Source organism: Streptomyces sp. Inha503 (assembly GCF_047215865.1).
GTDB classification, from domain to species: Bacteria; Actinomycetota; Actinomycetes; order Streptomycetales; family Streptomycetaceae; genus Streptomyces; species Streptomyces lycopersici.
Genome location: NZ_CP178360.1, coordinates 5,314,196 through 5,331,415 on the forward strand (window position 1 = coordinate 5,314,196; position 17,220 = coordinate 5,331,415).

The 17,220-nt window shown below is 71.9% G+C and carries 10 protein-coding genes and 1 tRNA gene; 3 read left to right on the top strand and 8 right to left on the bottom strand.

Annotated features, from left to right (window positions below; all coding sequences use genetic code 11):
* Positions 1 to 52 precede the first annotated feature (52 nt).
* The 3 genes from ACJX2R_RS21850 (at position 53) to gntA (ending at position 5,373) form a co-directional block, all read left to right on the top strand.
* A tRNA-Cys gene (locus ACJX2R_RS21850) sits at positions 53 to 127 on the top strand.
* A gap of 329 nt (positions 128 to 456) precedes the next feature.
* Positions 457 to 4,467 carry an amino acid adenylation domain-containing protein gene (locus ACJX2R_RS21855; protein WP_413101503.1) on the top strand — a complete coding sequence of 1,337 codons (4,011 nt, stop codon included), beginning with the start codon at positions 457 to 459 and terminating at the stop codon, positions 4,465 to 4,467.
* 213 nt (positions 4,468 to 4,680) lie between these two features.
* Complete coding sequence (gntA, locus tag ACJX2R_RS21860; RefSeq protein ID WP_413101504.1) at positions 4,681 to 5,373, top strand: guanitoxin biosynthesis heme-dependent pre-guanitoxin N-hydroxylase GntA; 693 nt, start codon at positions 4,681 to 4,683, stop codon at positions 5,371 to 5,373.
* Positions 5,374 to 5,452: 79 nt separating this feature from the next.
* Here the strand turns inward: gntA and ACJX2R_RS21865 are convergent, their stop codons facing one another.
* From ACJX2R_RS21865 to ACJX2R_RS21900, 8 genes are all read right to left on the bottom strand, one after another.
* Positions 5,453 to 6,256, bottom strand: a complete 804-nt coding sequence (locus tag ACJX2R_RS21865; protein WP_413101505.1) for a polysaccharide deacetylase family protein — start codon at positions 6,254 to 6,256, stop codon at positions 5,453 to 5,455.
* Between the two features lie 125 nt (positions 6,257 to 6,381).
* Positions 6,382 to 8,703 (bottom strand): xanthine dehydrogenase family protein molybdopterin-binding subunit, encoded by a 2,322-nt coding sequence (locus ACJX2R_RS21870; protein WP_413101506.1) that lies wholly within the window; start codon positions 8,701 to 8,703, stop codon positions 6,382 to 6,384.
* Positions 8,700 to 10,955: a 2Fe-2S iron-sulfur cluster-binding protein gene (locus ACJX2R_RS21875; RefSeq protein ID WP_413101507.1), complete on the bottom strand. Its 2,256-nt coding sequence runs from the start codon at positions 10,953 to 10,955 to the stop codon at positions 8,700 to 8,702. Before ACJX2R_RS21875 ends, ACJX2R_RS21870 begins: the two co-directional genes overlap by 4 nt.
* Positions 10,952 to 11,851 (bottom strand): FAD binding domain-containing protein, encoded by a 900-nt coding sequence (locus ACJX2R_RS21880; protein WP_138915390.1) that lies wholly within the window; start codon positions 11,849 to 11,851, stop codon positions 10,952 to 10,954. The genes ACJX2R_RS21875 and ACJX2R_RS21880 overlap by 4 nt, the downstream gene beginning before the upstream one ends.
* 275 nt (positions 11,852 to 12,126) lie before the next feature.
* Positions 12,127 to 13,782 carry a beta-N-acetylhexosaminidase gene (locus ACJX2R_RS21885; protein ID WP_413101508.1) on the bottom strand — a complete coding sequence of 552 codons (1,656 nt, stop codon included), beginning with the start codon at positions 13,780 to 13,782 and terminating at the stop codon, positions 12,127 to 12,129.
* Between the two features lie 128 nt (positions 13,783 to 13,910).
* Positions 13,911 to 14,780, bottom strand: coding sequence for a carbohydrate ABC transporter permease (locus tag ACJX2R_RS21890; RefSeq protein ID WP_413101509.1), 870 nt, complete (start codon positions 14,778 to 14,780; stop codon positions 13,911 to 13,913).
* Positions 14,777 to 15,775, bottom strand: coding sequence for a carbohydrate ABC transporter permease (locus ACJX2R_RS21895; RefSeq protein WP_413101510.1), 999 nt, complete (start codon positions 15,773 to 15,775; stop codon positions 14,777 to 14,779). The genes ACJX2R_RS21890 and ACJX2R_RS21895 overlap by 4 nt, the downstream gene beginning before the upstream one ends.
* Positions 15,772 to 17,109: an extracellular solute-binding protein gene (locus tag ACJX2R_RS21900; protein ID WP_413101511.1), complete on the bottom strand. Its 1,338-nt coding sequence runs from the start codon at positions 17,107 to 17,109 to the stop codon at positions 15,772 to 15,774. Before ACJX2R_RS21900 ends, ACJX2R_RS21895 begins: the two co-directional genes overlap by 4 nt.
* Positions 17,110 to 17,220: the final 111 nt, after the last annotated feature.

The window sequence follows — 17,220 nt, forward strand, 5'->3', positions numbered from 1 at the left end:
CCGTTGTGCCCGCCCCGCCCCGGTCCTATCGTCGAGAACACAACACGACATCGGCCGTGTGCCCGAGTGGTTGAGGGGCTCGACTGCAAATCGAGTTACGTGGGTTCGATTCCCGCCACGGCCTCCACACCCCGGCGCGGGCGCCTCACTCGGCGCCCGCGCTTTGGGTTGCCTCTCGGTGAACTCCCGGACGCCCTCTGGACACTCGCGCCCGTAGGGCGCATGCTCATGCACGCGCTCATGCCGTTCCGTGCCGTTCCGGCACCGTGGATACTCCAGGTAAACACCTAGGGCTCGGCGATTTTCACAGTCTCGCCACCGAACGGTCTCCTGACCCCCGCACTGAGTGCAATTCCGTCTCATAGGGTCGCGTGTGGTGCCTGTGACCGCGCGGAAAACTACTCCCGGTCGGCGGGCACATTCTTCGACCATGGTCCCATTCTCAGTGGGGGAAATGTGCAGCCCGCCGTACCGGCCGCCCGTCTGCCGCTCTCGACCGGCCAGAGTGAAATCTGGTTCATAGAGCAGCTGGAGCCGCCGGAGAGCACCACCTTCCGGGTCGGTGAGTACCTGGAGATACAAGGACCGATAGACACCGAGCTATTCGAGCGGGCCCTGCGCAGGGCCGTGGCGGAGGCCGAGCCCTACAACATCCGGGTCGGCGAGGACGACGGGGAGCCCTGGCAGGCCCTTGACCCGGTGACCGACTGGGAGCTCCCGAAGCTGGACCTCACCGCCGAGGACGACCCCTGGGCCGCGGCCGAGCGGTGGATGAAGAACGACCTGGCCACGGGGGCGCTCAAGCTGGGCGATCACCCGGCGTTCTCATTCGCCCTGATCAAGGTGGAGGCCGAGCGGTTCCTCTGGTACCAGGGCACCCACCACATCGTCTCGGACGCCGGTTCGGCCGCCCTGCTGGGCCGGCGGACCGCCGAGGTGTACACCGCGCTCGTCGAGGGGACCGACCCGGCCGAGGGGGAAACGGTCTTCGGTTCCCTGCGGGCGATGCTCGACCAGGACGCGGAATACCGGACCTCACCGGATTTCGCCAAAGACCGCGCGTACTGGCTGGAACACTTCGGTGATTCCCCGCGCCCGGCGCGGCTTTCCACCCACCCCACCAGGGAACTTTCCACCGTCCTCCGTCAGACCGCCTACCTGACCGAGGCGGAAGCGGTCGAGCTGCGGGCCGCCGCGCGTAAATACGCCACCCACTGGTCCGCTATGATCATTGCGGCGACCGCGCTGTATCTGCACCGATTGACCGGTAAATCGGACATCATTCTGACGCTGCCGGTATCCGGCCGTACCGATGCCACTTCCCGCGCCATTCCCGGGATGTTCGCCAATGTGGTGCCGCTGCGCATCCAGGTGCGCGCCGATATGCGAATACGGGAGCTGGTCCGGCAGATCTCGCGGGAAGTCAGGCAGGCCCTTCGCCATCAGCGCTACCGCCGTATCGACCTGGCCCGTGATCTGCGACTGCCGGACGGCGGAAACGGATTGCTCGGCCCGCACGTCAACATCATGACGTACGACTACGACTTCCACTTCGCAGGTCACCGGGTCAAGGGACACAACCTCTCCAACGGCACCGTCGAGGATCTCTCGATCATGGGGTACGACCGGTCCGACGGCACCGGTATCCGGATCGACCTCAACGCCAACTCCAACCTCTACACCGAGGACGCCCTCATCGGCCACCGGGAGCGCTATCTCGGCCTGCTGCGCACCCTCTCCGACACCTCCGACATGCGGCGCACCGTCGGCTCGCTGGAGCTGCTGTCCGCCGAGGAGCGCCGACGGGTCCTGGGCGAGCCGGGCGACACGGCGCATCCCACCTCCGGCGCCACCCTCCCCGAGCTGCTGGCCGCCCAGGCCGCCCGGACCCCCGACGCCCAGGCCCTGGTCTGCGATGACACCGTGCTCAGCTACGCGGAGCTGGACCGGGCGGCGAACCGGCTGGCCCGGGTGCTCATCGCGCGCGGCGCCGGACCGGAGCGCACCGTCGGCGTGGCCCTGCCCCGCTCCGCCGACCTGGTCATCGCGCTGATCGCGGTGTTGCGGACGGGGGCCGCGTATCTGCCCCTGGACCTGGACTACCCGGCCGAGCGGCTGGCGTACATGCTCGACGACGCGGGCCCCGCCCTCGTGGTCACCCGCGCCGACAGCGCCGGGGCGCTGCCCGCGCGCCACGGCGTGGGGCGGCTGCTCCTGGACGTCGTGGACCTCACGGGCGGCGGCGACGCCGCGGGCGGCTCGGCCCCGGCGGTGGCGATCGACCCCGAGCACCCCGCGTACATCATCTACACCTCGGGCTCCACCGGCCGCCCCAAGGGCGTCCTGGTACCCCACCGGGCCGTGGCCAACAGCATGGAGTGGATGCGGGACGCTTACGGCCTCGGTCCCGGGGACCGGATGCTCCAGAAGACCCCGGCCGGGTTCGACGCCTCCGTCTGCGAGTTCTTCCTTCCGCTGCTCAGCGGCGCCACCCTGGTGGTGGCGAAGCCCGGCGGCCACAGGGACCCAGTGTACCTGGCGCGCACGGTGCGCGAGGAGGGCATCACCACGCTCCAGTTCGTGCCGTCGATGCTCCAGGCGTTCCTCGCCGAGCCGGGCGCCGCCGACGCGTGCGCGGGCATCCTGCGGCGCGCCTCCAGCGGTGGTGAGGCGCTGCCGCGCGAGACCGCCGAGCGGTTCCACGAGCGGTTCCCCGGCGTGCCGCTGAACAACCTCTACGGGCCCACCGAGACCACCATCCAGATCGCCCACCACCCCTCCGCGCCCGGCGGCGAGGGCCCGGTGCCGATCGGCCGGCCGGTGTGGAACACCCGGATGTACGTCCTGGACACCGCGCTGAAGCCCTGCCCGGCCGGGGTCACCGGCGAGCTGTACGTGTCCGGGGCGCAGCTGGCCCGCGGCTACCTCAACCGGGCCGCGCTGACCGCCGAGCGCTTCGTCGCCGACCCCTACGGCCCGCCCGGCACCCGGATGTACCGCACCGGCGACCTGGCCCGCATGCGGCCGGACGGCGACGTCGAGTACCTGGGCCGCACCGACGGCCAGGTCCAGCTGCGCGGCTTCCGCGTCGAGCTGGGCGAGGTCGAGGCGGCGCTGCGGGCCCTCCCCCAGGTGGCCGAGGCCGCCGCGGCGGTACGCGCCGACCGGCCCGGCGACCAGCGGCTGGTCGGCTATGTGACGTGCGCCGGGGGCACCCCGCCGGACGTCGCCGCGGTCCGCGAGGCGCTGGGCGAGGTGCTGCCCGAGCACATGGTGCCCAGCGCGTTCGTGGTCCTCGACACCCTCCCCCTGGACGCGAACGGCAAGCTGAACCGCGCCGCGCTGCCCGCGCCGTCCCTCGAGGCCACCACGGGCGGGCGCGCGCCCCGCACCCCGCGCGAGGAGACGCTGTGCGCGCTCTTCGGCGAGGTCCTGGGCGTCGACGGCGTCACCGTCGACGACGACTTCTTCCTGCTCGGCGGCCATTCGCTGCTCGCCTCCAAGCTGGCCAGCCAGGCCCGCGCCGCACTGGCCACCGAGCTGTCGATGCGCGACCTCTTCGAGGCGCCGACCGTCGCCCGGCTGGTGGCCCGCCTGGACGGCGCGGGACCGGCCGAGGCGCACCAGGGGCAGCCGCTGGACATCCTGCTGCCGCTGCGCGGCGAGGGGACGCGCCCGCCGCTGTTCTGCGTCCACCCCGGCGGCGGTCTCGGCTGGTCGTACACCGGGCTGCTGCGCCATCTCGCCCCGGACCAGCCGGTGTACGCCCTCCAGGCGCGCGGTCTCACCGAACCGGACGTCCTCCCGGCGAGCGTCGAGGAGATGGCCACCGACTATCTGGAGCAGATCCGGACCGTCCAGCCGACCGGTCCGTACCATCTGCTCGGCTGGTCCTTCGGCGGGCTGATCGCCCATGCGATGGCCACCCGGCTCCAGGCCCAGGGCGAGGAGGTCGCCACGCTGGCCGTGGTCGACGCCTACCCCGACAACGCCCAGGCCCTGCCCGAGGCGCCCGGGCTCAGCAAGCGCCAGTGGCTGGGGGTGCTGCTCGACGACATCGGCGGCGGCGACATCTTCGCCCCTGGCTGGCTGGAAGCGCACCCCGACGGGGCGGACGGCACCGCCGACCTGGTGGCCGACCTCTGCCGGGAGACCGGGCTGCCGCCCCGGCTGCTGGAGGGCGAGACCAGCTTCCCGCTGCTCGACATCCTGCTCAACGACCAGGAGCTGATGCGGAAGTTCGCGCCCGAGCGGTTCCAGGGCGACATGCTGCTGTTCCGGGCCGTGGAGGAGATCCCCGGCTACCGGCGCGATCCGCTGCATGTGGCGGACGCCTGGCTCTCCTCCGTGGACGGCGCCCTGGTGGTGTACGGCGTCCCCGATCACCACTACCGGATGATGCGGGAGGAGTCCCTGGCCCGGATCGGCCCGGTGGTGGCGGCGGCGCTGGACCGCGCCCGGAACTGACGGCCGGGGCCCGGGATCCGGGTCGGGGCCGCTCCCTCGGGGGCCGGGCCCCGACCCGGATTTCGCCTATGGACCCTTCGCCAATCACAATTCAGCCAGGCGCCCCATCTCGTTCTCCTGCTCTCCCACGCAGGTGAGCAGGGTGGGCGCCTTCATGTGGAGAAGGAGATGAGCTCCCAGCGAGGAGGCACGTAGTTGGAAGGAAGGCTGGCCATGACAGTGGACGCACGTGACGAGGTGGAGCGGTTCATTCTGGGGGACCGGTTCGCCTGCCTGGCGGGACGGTCCGCCTGGCGCAAGGGTGGTATCACCCATCGTCACTACGACCTGATGGGATCCGACGACTCGGCCCGGCTGATGGCACTCGATCTCGCGGACTTCGTGGACACGGCCGACTGGAGCCACCGGTCGTTCACGAGCTTCATCGCGACCTTCGAGCAACCCCGCGGAGTGGATGAGCTGCGGTTCGAGGAGCTGCTGTGGGAACAGCTCCAGCTACTCCACGAACAGGACTCCCGGTCCTATCGCTGGGCCGAGGGCCGTTCGTCCGATCCGCAGGCCAGGGAGTTCGCCTACAGCGTCGCCGGTCACCCCTTCTTCGTCATCGGCCTGCACGAGACCCACCGCCGCTGGGGCCGCCGTCCGCCCTTCCCGATGCTGGCCTTCAACTCGCATGAGCAGTTCGACCGCATCAAGGGCGCCAAGATGTGGGACCGGCTGGCCGAGAAGATACGCAAGCAGGACATCCAGCTCCAGGGCGACATCAACCCCAACCTGCTGGAGTACGAGGAGCTCTCCGAGGCCCGCCGCTACTCCGGCCGCCCGAAGCCCGCCGACTGGCAGTGCCCGTTCACCGCCCGCGATGGCGAACGCGAACCCGCCCTGACGGGTCAGCCCCCGGCCTGACCGCGGCGTCTCTCACCGGCGGGCGGATGGCGCCCGCCGGTGACCAGGGTGACGTCGGCGCGGGTCCATGTACGCGGCGTCAGCGGACCGGGAAGCCGAAGCCGTATCCCTCCTGCTTCAGCCACGGCAGGACCTGGCGCAGTGCCTCGACCGTCTGGCCGCGGTCGCCGCCCGCGTCGTGGAAGAGCACGGTGGGGCCGCTGGAGATCTCGTTCTTGACGGTGTTGACCATGGCCTCGACGCCCGGCTTCTCGAAGTCCTTGGAGTCCACGTTCCAGCCCAGTGGCCGCATGCCCTGCGAGGCGGCGATCTGGCGGCTGTACGGGGTGAACGCGCCGCCCGGGGCACGGTAGTAGAGCGGCTTGACGCCTCCTGACGCCTTGGTGATCATTCGCTGGGCGTCGAGGATCTCCTTGGACTGGTAGGCGGATGACTTGGTGTCCATCGCCGTGTCGTGCGAGATGGAGTGGTCGCACAGCCGGTGCCCGTCCGCGACCACGTCCTTGACCAGGTCCGGATGGGCCTGGGCCTGCGGGCCGACCATGCAGAAGGTGGCCTTGACGCCGTTGGCCTTGAGCACCTGGAGGACCTGCGGGGTCCAGGTCGGGTCCGGACCGTCGTCGATCGTGATGTTGACGCCCTTGGCGCCCTTGTCGGAGGCGTGGGCTATGTCCATGTTGACCACGGGGTCCGGCAGTTCGGGGTCGGGCTTGGAGGTCTGGCCCACGATCGGCGTCGGCTTCCGCGGCGCCGAGGCGCCCGGATCCGCCTCGGCGGTTCCGGCCTGGGCGGTCCACACGGCGGCCAGGGCGGTCACCCCCATCACACCGAACGCCGCCACCAGTACTCGGCTGTTCGTCCCCAGGACCCGGTGCCGTGCCATGCCCGCCTCGCTCCCCATGTCTCCTGTGTCGCTTTCGCAAACATGAGGATGGGGTTGGGGCGGGGAGGGATCCCTCTGTTACACGTCTCGTACAAACCCGCGCCGCGGGCGTCCCAGCCCTGGTCCTAGCCCTGGTTGACCACCGCCGCCTGGGGGCGGATCGGGAGGCGGTTGACCGGACGGCCGGTGGCCGCGCGGACCGCCGCCGCCACCGCGGCCGGGGTGGTGACCACCGGCACCGCGCTGGCCGCCTTGGCGCCGAAGGGGGCCACCACGTCCCGCTCCTCGACCAGCTTGACGATGCGGATGTCGGGGATGTCCAGGGCGGTCGGCAGGGCGTAGCCGGTCAGGTCCGGGTGCCGGACCACACCGCGTGAGGTGCGCAGGTTCTCGGTGAGGGCCGCGCCGATGCCCTGGGCGACGCCCGCCTCGATACGGGCCTTGAGCTGACGCGGGTTGAGGACCCGGCCCACGTCCTGGGCCACCGTCATGTCGACGACGCGTACCGCGCCGATCTCGATGTCGACGTCCACCACGGCGCGCACCGCGCAGTAGGCGAGTCCGACGAAGGCGTCACCCTGGCCGGTCTCGTCCAGCGGCTCGGTGGGGTGCGGGCGGCACTGCGCGGTGGCCCACAGCTCCTTGCCCTCCAGGGCCTCCTCGACGGTGGTGCTGAGCACCCCGTCATACGAGGTGATCTTGCCGTCGGCGATGCTGAGCAGTTCGGTGGACATGCCGAAGGTGTGCGCCAGCGGCTGGAGCAGCTGGGTGCGGACCATCTTCGCGGCGCGCTCGACCGCACCGCCCGAAACCCAGGTGTGACGGCCGCGCGAGGCGGGCCCGGCCGGGGGCTGGTCGGTGTCGATGGGCGCCACATGGACCTCCTCGATACCGAGGACGTCCTGGACGATCTGGCGGGCCAGGGTGGTGAAGCCCTGGCCGGTCTCGACGGCCGCGCAGATGACGGTGGCCACCGGCCCGGTGACCTTGACGGTGGCGGTGGAGACCTCGTCCCGCCCCTCGGCGCCGAGCATGTGGACCATGCCCAGGGCGTAGCCGACCCCGCGCCGCACCGCGGCCGGATCGCCCGCGCCCTCCAGGCCTCCAGGCAGCAGCCACTCCTCCTCGGGGTCGTCCTTGGGGAGGGTGGGCAGCGGTGCGTCCCTTACGGCTTGCAGCAGCTCGGCGACCGGGGCCGGGCAGGTGACGGTCTGTCCGGTGGGCAGCAGATCGCCGGTCGCCATCACATTGCGCATCCGGATCTCGACCGGGTCGAGGCCCAGCTTGGCCGCCAGCTTGTCCATCTGGCCCTCGTACGCGGCGCACACCTGCATCGCGCCCTCGCCGCGCACATGGCCGGAGGGCGGGTTGTTGGTGCGCACCGCCCAGCCCTCGATGAAGGCGTGCGGAACGACATAGGGGCCGCAGGCGAAGGAGACGGCGGCGGCCAGCGTGTCCGCCGAGGAGTCGGCGTAGGCGCCCGCGTCCAGCAGGATCTGCGCCTCGACCTTGACCAGCTTGCCCTGGGAGTCCGCGTGGTGGCGGTAGCGCAGCAGGGTGGGGTGGCGGTGGGGGTGGCCGAGGAAGGACTCCTCACGGGTCGCGGCCAGCTTCACCGGATGGCCGGTGCGCAGCGCCAGCAGCCCGAGCGGCAGCTGCATCCCCGGGTCCTCGCGCTCGCCCATGGCGCCCGGGACGCCGGTGACGACGACCTTCACCCGCTCCGGCTCAAGACCGAAGCAGGCGGCGGCCAGGTCGCGGTCGGCGTGCGGATCGGTGGAGGCGGTGTAGATCTCCACCCCGCCGTCGGGGCGCGGCACGGCCAGGCCCGCCTCGGCGCCGATGGGCGCCGGGTCCTGGCGGCCGATGCGGTACAGCCCCTCGACGATGACCTCGCCGACCACGTCCGGGTCGCCGAAGGCCAGCGGGATGTGGCGGACCAGGTTGCCGTCGGGGTGCAGCGGCTCGGCGGAGAACGCCTGCTCGGGATCGGTGACCGGCTCCAGCACCTCGTACTCGACGGCGATGGCGGCGGCGGCAAGCCGGGCCGTGTCGGGGTGGTCGGCGGCGACCGCGGCGATGGGCTCGCCGTGGTGGCGCACCAGGTCCTTGGCGAACACCGGACGGTCGGCGACCCGGCGGCCGTGCGAGGCGTCACCGGGCACGTCGGTGTGGGTCACCACGGCCCGTACGCCGGGCATGTCGACGGCCTGTTTGGTGTCGATGGAGACGATGCGGGCGTGCGGATGCGGGGCGCGCAGCACGGCGGCCCACAGCAGCCCCTCGGCCCACAGGTCGGCCGCGTACGGGAAGGTGCCCGAGGTCTTGGCGGCCGAGTCGGTGGGCGGCAGGGACACCCCCAGGCCCATGGTGGACGGGGTCTTGACGGGCGTTCCGGCGGCGGGGGTGGCGGTGACGGCGCCCGCGCCGTCCGCGATTCCGGTCATGCCGATGCCCTTCCGCTGCCGCTTCCGTTGACGCTCCCGTTGCCCGTGACTCCGTGCGGTCCCGTCTGGTGCGGGATGCGGGCCGGGTCCTGGTGGGCGTCGTGTCCCTCGTCCGCCTCGGCCTCCGCCTCGTCGGCGGCCTCACGGCCCGCGACGACCTCGCGGACGGCGTCGAGGACCCCGCGGTAGCCGGAGCAGCGGCAGAGGTTGCCGGAGATCGCCTGGCGGGTCTCCTGGTCGGTCGGGGCGTGGTTGCCCTCGAGGAGGTCGTGCACGGTCATCGCGAGCCCGGGCACGCAGAAGCCGCACTGCACGGCCCCGCACTGGGCGAGCGCCCGCTGGACGTCGGAGGGCTGTCCGCCGGTGGCGAGGCCCTCGACGGTACGTACCTCGCTGCCCGCGGCGGTGGCGGCGGGCACCAGGCAGGAGGCGACGAGCCGCCCGTCGACCTGGACCGAGCAGGCCCCGCACTCGCCCTGGGAGCAGCCGTCCTTGGCCCCGGCGAGGCCGAGGCGCTCGCGCAGGACGTAGAGCAGCGACTCGCCGATCCAGACGTCGGTGACGGGCCGGTCGGCGCCGTTGACGTGCAGTACGTACGAGGCGAGCGGATGCTCGCTGTGGCTCGGGCTCTCGTCCGCGGCCTGGGCGGCCTCGGCGAGCAGGGGCTCCGCAAGGGGCTCGACGGGGGTGTCAGCGGCCTCCGGGGCGCCGGCCGGAGTCCCGGCCGGGTCGGGCGCTCCGGCGGCGTCAGGCGCGTCCGGGAACTCGCCCTCGGCCGGGGCCGGTTCGGGCTCGGCCGCAGTATCGGTGAACTCGGGCCCGGCGTCGTCCGGCACCGCCTCGGCGGGGGCCTCGGCGGCGCCCGGCGCGGTGTCGGCGGCGTCGGTGTGGCCGGCGCCGTCATCGGGGCCGGGGTGCGGGGCGTGCCCATGGGCGTCCCCCGCGAATGGGGCGCCCGCCAACCGGTCGTCCGCCAACCGGTCGTCCGCGAACCCTTCGTCCGCGAACGTGCCGTGCCAGGACGCCTCCTGGGGCAGTCCGGGCGCCGGGCTGCCGTGCGGCGGGGTCTCCAGCCCGGTGTGCTGCCCGTCGACCGGGAACTCACCGGAGTCCCCGGCGGCCGGATCGCCCGGCCGCCGGCCGGGGTCGTCGGCGGCGGGCCGCTCGGGCCCGGGGCCGCCGTGTGGGGGCGTGCCGTGCGGCGGGGTGCCACGGGGCGGGGTGTGCAGCCCCTGGTGCCCCTCGGTCGCGAACTCGCCCGAGTCCCCGGCGGAGGGGCCCGGCCACGCCGGGTCCGCGGCCGGAGCCGGTTCGTCGCGGTCGGGCATGCGCAGCCGGCGTCGGGCGGGCGGCGGCGTGGGCGCGACCGGTGGTGCGGACGCGGCCGGGCCCGGGTGGCCCTCGACCGCGTACTCCCCGGAGTCCTCCGTGCCCTCGTCGGCGGCCGGAACCGACCACTGGCCGGAGTGCCCCTGCCGCTCCCCGGGCTGCGGCTGCGGCTGCGGCTGCCCAGGATGCGGCTGATGGGGCTGATGAGGTTGCTGGGGCTGCCGGGGCTGCTGGGGCTGCTGCCGGGGCTGTGCCTGCCCGGCGAAGGGCATCCGCAACTGGGCCGTCGTCTGCGGGTCCTGGGGCCCGTCCGCGTGGCCGCCGTACGGAGGGGCGGCCGGGCCGGGGTGGTCGTCGACGCGGTACTCACCGGTCTCGTCCACACCGTCGTCGCCCGCGACCGGGATGGTCCACTGGCTGGTGTGCACCGGCCTGCCGGCGCCGTCGTCGGACGGGGCGGGCACCGGCCAGTCGTCCACCGGCTCCTCGGCCGCCGGAGCCGGCCAGTGGCCGGTGTGCGGCGGGTGGTGGCCCTGCTGGTCCCCGGCGGGCACCGGCCACTGGCCGGACCCGTGTTGGGGCTCGTGGTGCCCGCCATAGAGGTAGCCACCGTCGGTCCCGTCGGTGGTCCAGTGCCCGGTCATGCCCTGGTCGTGGGGCGCGCCCTGGCCATGGCCGGACGGCTGCCAGTGGCCGCCCTGGGACGGGTCACCGTGCCCGGTGTCCATCGGCGGGGGCGCGTAGCCCGTGCCGGGCGCCGCGAGCGGGTCCCAACGGCCGGAGGTGTCGGTCGGGTCCGGGTGGGCGTAGTCGGGCGGCAGTTGGACGAAGGCCGTCGACTCGGCGTCGTACTCCGGGCCGTGCGGCATCGGCTGCCATCCGCTCCCGGGCTCCGGCCGGTGCGGCTGCTGTTCATCACTCACGCGAGTGCCCTCCCCAGTGCTCGGCGGGCCAGAGCTGCCACGGTACGCCTCAGGTGGATCGCGGCGGGCGGCAGGGGGACCGGCTCGCCGCCGTCCTGCGGGGGCAGCGGATCGGGGATGCACGCGGCGGCGACGTACTCGCCGAAAGCGGTCGTGACCTGCGGGTCCAGATGGCCGCGGTCGCCGTCCCAGTCGATGAGCGAGGCGACCCAGCGCTCGGCCTCCAGGGGGCGCAGCGGCATCGGCGCGACCGCGCCGACGGCACAGCGAACCCCGCGCCGCGCGGGGTCGAGGACGAGGGCGACGGAGGCGGTGGACCGGCCGGGCCCGGTGCGCCCGGTGGCCTTCAGGAAGGTCTGCGGGGCGTGCAGCAGCGGAACCCGGACGAACCCGACGAGTTCACCGGGGCGCAGCAGATCGACTCCGGCGAGCAGATGGCTGACCGGGATCTCGCGGCGGGACCCCTCGGGCCCGGCGATGATCACCGTGGCCTCCAGGGCGGCGAGCACCGGCAGCGCGTCGCCGGTGGGGGCGGCGGTGACGATGTTGCCGCCCAGGGTGCCGGCGTTGCGGATCTGCGGGGGCCCGGCGGCGCGCGCGGCCGCGGCCAGCGCCGGGATCAGCGCGGCGAAGTCGGGGCGGCCCATCCGGGCGTGGGTGAGTCCGGCGCCGAGGAGGGCGTGCCCGTCCAGATAGCGCCAGCCGCGGATTTCGCTGATCCGGCCGAGGCCGACGAGCGCGGCGGGCCGCAGCAGGCCGGAGTTGACCGCGGCCATCAGATCGGTACCGCCCGCCACGGGCACGGCGGCGGGCATGGCGGCCAGCGCCGCCACGGCCTCGTCGAGCGTGCCCGGCAACGTCACCGTGTGCGCCGCCTGCGGTGCGTGCGTGGTCAACCCAGCTGCCCCTTCCCCGGTGTCCCGGCTGTTGCGCCGTACGGTACGTGCTGACAGCCCGGACGTGGCAACTCTGGCACATCTTGCGAGCCCGCCGTCGCGGGGGTCCGTGATCCGTGGATCCGTCCCTGACCTGGGGGATGGTACGGGTTTCTTACGACGTCTCCGTCGGGAGTGGATTGCCACGTTTCAGGGACCCTTGTGCGATTTGGGCTTGCGCCGGTGGGACTACGCTCCCAGGGGCGGCGGAGCGCGGTGCGCACCTTACGGGCGGCTCACACGATCGGGGGCGCTCCCTCGCGCGGACGTCCGAGAAGGCCGGGGCGCCGCTGCCAGGGAAGCGGCCCGGCGGGCGGGCGGTAGCTCACACCGAGCGCGTCCAGGCGCGCGTAATGTGCCTCCATGCGCCCCTGGAACGCCCCGAAGTCCCGTTCGGGAGAGGGCGGCAGCGCCGACCAGACGACCTCGGCGAAGGCGGCGAGCCGGGGGAAGGCCTGGTAGTCCACCCGCCTGCGGTCCTCCATCACCTCGGTCCAGACATTGGCCTGGGCGCCCAGCACCCGGTCCGCTCCTACGCCGGTGAGCTGCGGGGGAACCGGTTCGAAGCGGTAGACGTCCTCCAGGGTGCGGACGTAGCCGATCGGCACCGGCTCGTCCTCGCCCGGGGCCTGCCGGTGGTCGAAGTACACCTGCTGCTCGGGGCACATGACGACGTCGTGGCCGGCCCGCGCGGCGGCGATCCCGCCCGCGTAGCCGCGCCAGGAGGAGACCGCGGCACCCTCGGGCAGCGGGGCGTCGGGCGCGCCACCCTCGAGGATCTCGTCCCAGCCGATCAGCCGGCGGCCGCGCTCGGCGAGCCAGTGGCCGAAGTGGCGGATGAACCAGCTCTGCAACTCGTCCTCGTCGGCCAGGCCGAGGGCGCGGATGCGCTCCTGGGCGGCCGGGGACGCCTTCCACTGGTCCTTGGGGCACTCGTCGCCGCCGATGTGGACGAAGGCACCGGGGAACAGCTCCAGGACCTCTTCCAGCACATGTTCGTAGAAGCGGAGCGTGTTGTCGGTGGGGGCGAGTACGTTCGGGTTGATGCCCCAGGTGGTCCAGACTCCGAGGGAGGCGGTGTCGATGACGTCGGTGTTGCCCAGCTCCGGATACGCGGCGATGGCGGCCTGCGAGTGTCCGGGGATGTCGATCTCGGGCACGACGGTGATATGCCGCTCGGCCGCGTAGGCGACGATCTCTCGGATGTCGTCCTGGGTGTAGTGGCCGCCGTGCGGCCGCTCGTCCCACAGCGGGGACGCCCGGTGGCCCAGCTTGGTGCGCTCGCGCCAGGAACCGACCTCGGTCAGCTTCGGGTAGCGGCGGATCTCGACGCGCCAGCCCTGGTCGTCGGTGAGATGGAAGTGGAACACATTGAGCTTGTGGGCGGCGAGCAGGTCCAGATAGGCCAGGACGCCGTCCTTGGGCATGAAGTGGCGGGCCACGTCCAGCATCAGCCCGCGCCAGGCGAACCGCGGCGCGTCCTCGACCGTCCGCTCCGCCAGCTCCCAGCCGGTCTCCGCGCTCCTGAGCGGGGCGCGGCGGAAGGCGTCGGGGCCCAGCAGCTGACGGAGGGTCTGCGTGCCCCAGTGGACGCCCGCGGCCGTGCCGCCCGCGATCTCCACCCGGCCGTCGGCCACGGTGAGCCGATACCCCTCGGGCTCTAGCGCGGCGTCGATCCGCAGGCTGATGGTGTCGTCGCCGCCGGGCGCGCCGTCCGGCAGGGACAGGCCGAGCGCCTGGCCGAGGGTGGTGCGCAGCAGCCGCGCCACCCCCTCGGTGCCGGGCCCGGCGGCCAGGGCGGTGCGCCGCGGGTGGATCCGCGCGCCCGCGCGGCCGGGACGGCTCTGGTCATGGCGGGGCGCGGGGATCAGCCCCGCGGCGTCGTGAGTCATCTGCTCCCCTGTCGGCACTCGTCAGCTCTTGTCAGCGCTCGTCGGTCCTCAGTGCTCGTCAGTGCTCGTCGGTCCTCAGTGCTCGGCGATCCTCGGCAATCGTCGGCCATCAGTTGCTCGTCTGCTCGTCAGTCCTTCACCGCGCCGCCGAGGCCGGAGACCAGCCGGCGCTGGACGAGCACGAAGAAGACCAGCACGGGGATGGTCATGACGGTGGACGCCGCCATGATCCCTCCCCAGTCGTTCCCCTCGTCCTTGAAGAAGACCAGCAGCGCCATCGGAAGGGTGGAGTTCTCGGTCGCGCTGATGATGAAGGACTTGGCGAAGAGGAAGTCGTTCCAGGCGGAGATGAAGGAGAAGACGCTCGTCGCCACGAGTCCGGGGAAGACGAGGGGGAAGAGGATCTGCCACAGGAAGCGGGAGCGGCTGGCCCCGTCCAGATAGGCCGCCTCCTCCAGCGCCTCGGGCACCGCCTTGACGAAGCCGCGCAGCATCCAGATGGCGAACGGCAGCGAGAAGGCGATATGCGGCAGGATCAGCGAGCCCAGGGTGTTGAGCCCCACCCCGGGCACCGTCTCCCCCAGATCGCGCATCAGGAAGAACATGGGGATGGTCAGCGCCTCGATCGGCACCATCTGGGCGACCAGGAACATGATCAGCAGCGTGGTGCGGAAGCGGAACTTGAAGCGGGCGACCGCCGTGGCCGCCAGGAAGGCGATCAGCGCCGAGGCGACCACCACCACCCCGGCCACGAACAGGCTGTTGAGGAAGTAGCGCCCGAAGTCCTGCTGCTCGAAGACGCGCCGGAAGGAGTCCAGCGACGGGGACCCGGTCCACGGCCGGGGCTCGGTGGACTGGATCTCCCCCTCCGGTTTGAAGGCCGAGAGCACCATCCAGTACAGCGGGAAGGCGACCACGGCCGCCACGATGAGGGCGGTGGCCTCGGCGGCGAAGCGCCAGGGACGGCGGATGCGCAGCGAGACGCGCGAGTGGCTCACAGTTCTTCTCCCTGGCGTCGCAGCAGCCGCAGATAGACCAGCGTGACGGCCAGCAGGATCAGCAGCATCACCACGCCGATCGCCGAGCCCAGGCTGTACTGCGAGGACGCGAACGCCTTCTGGTACGCGTACACGTTGAGCACCATGTTCTGGCCGGCGATCCCGCCGCCGTTCGTCATGACGTAGATCTGTGTGAAGACCTTGAAGTCCCAGATGATGGACTGGATGGTCACCACGACGAGGATCGGCCGCAGCATCGGTGCCATGATCGTGCGCCAGATCCGCCAGGTGGAGGCGCCGTCCAGGGCGGCGGCCTCCAGCACCTCGCCGGGGATGGCCCGGATGCCCGCGTAGACGGTGACCATCACGAACGGGAACGAGCACCACACGACCTCGAACAGCACCAGGGCGAAGGCGCTGTAGCGGTCGTAGGTCCAGGAGTAGTCCTCGAAGCCGGAGAGGCCGAGCCACACCAGGACCTTGTTCACCGGCCCGAAGTCGGGGTCGAAGAGGAAGACCCAGACCGTCGAGCCGGTGATCGCCGGGGTGGCCCAGGCGCCGAGCGCGGCCAGCATCAGCGCCAGCCGCGGAATCGCCCGTACGCGCGTCAGCAGCACCGCCAGCGCACAGCCGACCGCGAGGGTGGACACCACGCAGACGGCGGCGAAGAGCAGGGTGGCGACGGCTACGTTCCAGAACTCGCTGTCGCCGAACAGCTCGGCGTAGTTGGCGAACCCCTGGAAGGTGGTCGGTTCACCGCCGCTGACCTGCGCCTGGGTGTACTCCAGGAAGGAGATCAGACCGAGCTGGTAGATGGGGTAGACCAGCAGCCCGCCCAGGACGACGAGCGCCGGGGCGAGATAGAGCCAGGGGGTCCAGGTGGAGCGCCGGGCGCCCTTCCCGGATCGGCGCCCGGCCGGGACGGTGGATCCCGGCCGGGACCGGCGGCCCTTGGCGGGGGCTCGCCGGGCGTGCTGTGCGGTGCCGGCGCTCACTGCTCGAATGCCTCGTCCATCTTCTTCGCGGCGTCCTGGGTGGCGGCCGGCACGCTCTTACGGCCGCTGACGATCTCCTGGAACATGGTGGGCAGGACGAGCTGCGCGTCGATGGCCGCCCAGCCGGGCGAGGCGGGCACGAACTTGGCGCTGTCGTTGAGGGTCTTCACGAAGGGCTTGACGAAGGTGTCCTTGTGGGCGACGTCGCCGCGCACATCGGTGAAGGTGGGCAGGAAGCCCATGGCGTCGTAGAGCTCGCGCTGGGTCTGCTTCCCGGCGAGCGTCTTCAGCAGGTCCACGGCGATCGTGCGGTGCGAGGTGCTCTTGAGCACCCCGAGGTTGTTCCCGCCCGCGAAGGCCGGTGCGATGTCGCCCTTCTTCACGCCCGGCAGCGGCACGACCTTGTACTTGCCCTTGGCCTTGCCCGCCTCGATGGCCTGGCGGTTGAAGTCGCCGCCGATCGCCATGGCCGCCTTGCCCGAGGCGAACGCCTCTACGGTGTCGTTGCCGCCCCACTGGGCGCACTTGGCGGCCGGGCAGTTGTCGTTGCCGAAGAGCGAGGTGTACGCCTTCACGCCCTTCTGGGCGTCGGCGCTGTCGATGGCCGCCTCGTACTCGTTGGAGCCGAACTTGCCCTTCTCATCGGCGAGGTCGCCGCCGTTGGCCCAGATGAAGGGCATCGCGCCGTAGGTGTAGGCGCCGCCGACCGCGAGACCGTACAGATCCGGCCGCTCCGCGCGGATCTTCTTCGCGGTCGCAATCAACTCGTCCTGGGTGGTCGGCGGCTCCAGGTCGAGCTCCTTGAAGACGTCCGTCCGGTAGTACAGCGCCCGTACGCCGACGAAGAGCGGGGCGCCGTAGACCTTGCCGCCGATGGTCAGCGAGTACTTCGCGGTGGGGTCGATATTGGTCGAGTCGACCCAGGCGCCGAACTCCTTGCTGATGTCCAGCAGCCCGCCGTCCTTGACATAGCCGGCGGTGTCGGTGTTGCCGAACTCGATGACGTCGGGAGCGCTCTTGGGGTCGTTGAAAGCCGCCTTGATCTTCTGCGCCCGGGTGTCGATGGGAATGTACGTCACCTCGACATCGGTTCCGTCGTGCTCCTTCTCGAAGCCGGCGACCGCCGCGTCGATCACCTTCTTCTTGGGCGCGTTGTTGACCTCCTGGAAGAGCCAGACCCGCAGCTTGCCGCTCTTCTCGTCCTCCTTGGAGCTGTTGTCGGAGGTGGAGGGGGCGCATCCGGTCATGGCCAGCCCCGCCAGGGCGAGTGCCACCACGGGCACGGTGACGCGGGAGGACAACCGGGAGGAAACAGAGAGATGGGACGACTTCATAAGGACCCTTAAACATTTGGCGTTGCATGTAATGCAACGCATGTTTCGCTCAGCACAATATGCGTGAGGCTAGGGAACCTTGAGCGACCCCACAAGAGGTCTGAACCACTT

Bases quoted from the DNA above. Each gene is read 5' to 3' on its own strand.
- gntA (WP_413101504.1), top strand. From the start codon at position 4,681: ATGACAGTGGACGCACGTGACGAGGTGGAGCGGTTCATTCTGGGGGAC.
- ACJX2R_RS21865 (WP_413101505.1), bottom strand. From the start codon at position 6,256: ATGGCACGGCACCGGGTCCTGGGGACGAACAGCCGAGTACTGGTGGCG.
- ACJX2R_RS21885 (WP_413101508.1), bottom strand. From the start codon at position 13,782: ATGACTCACGACGCCGCGGGGCTGATCCCCGCGCCCCGCCATGACCAG.
- ACJX2R_RS21870 (WP_413101506.1), bottom strand. From the start codon at position 8,703: ATGACCGGAATCGCGGACGGCGCGGGCGCCGTCACCGCCACCCCCGCC.
- ACJX2R_RS21900 (WP_413101511.1), bottom strand. From the start codon at position 17,109: ATGAAGTCGTCCCATCTCTCTGTTTCCTCCCGGTTGTCCTCCCGCGTC.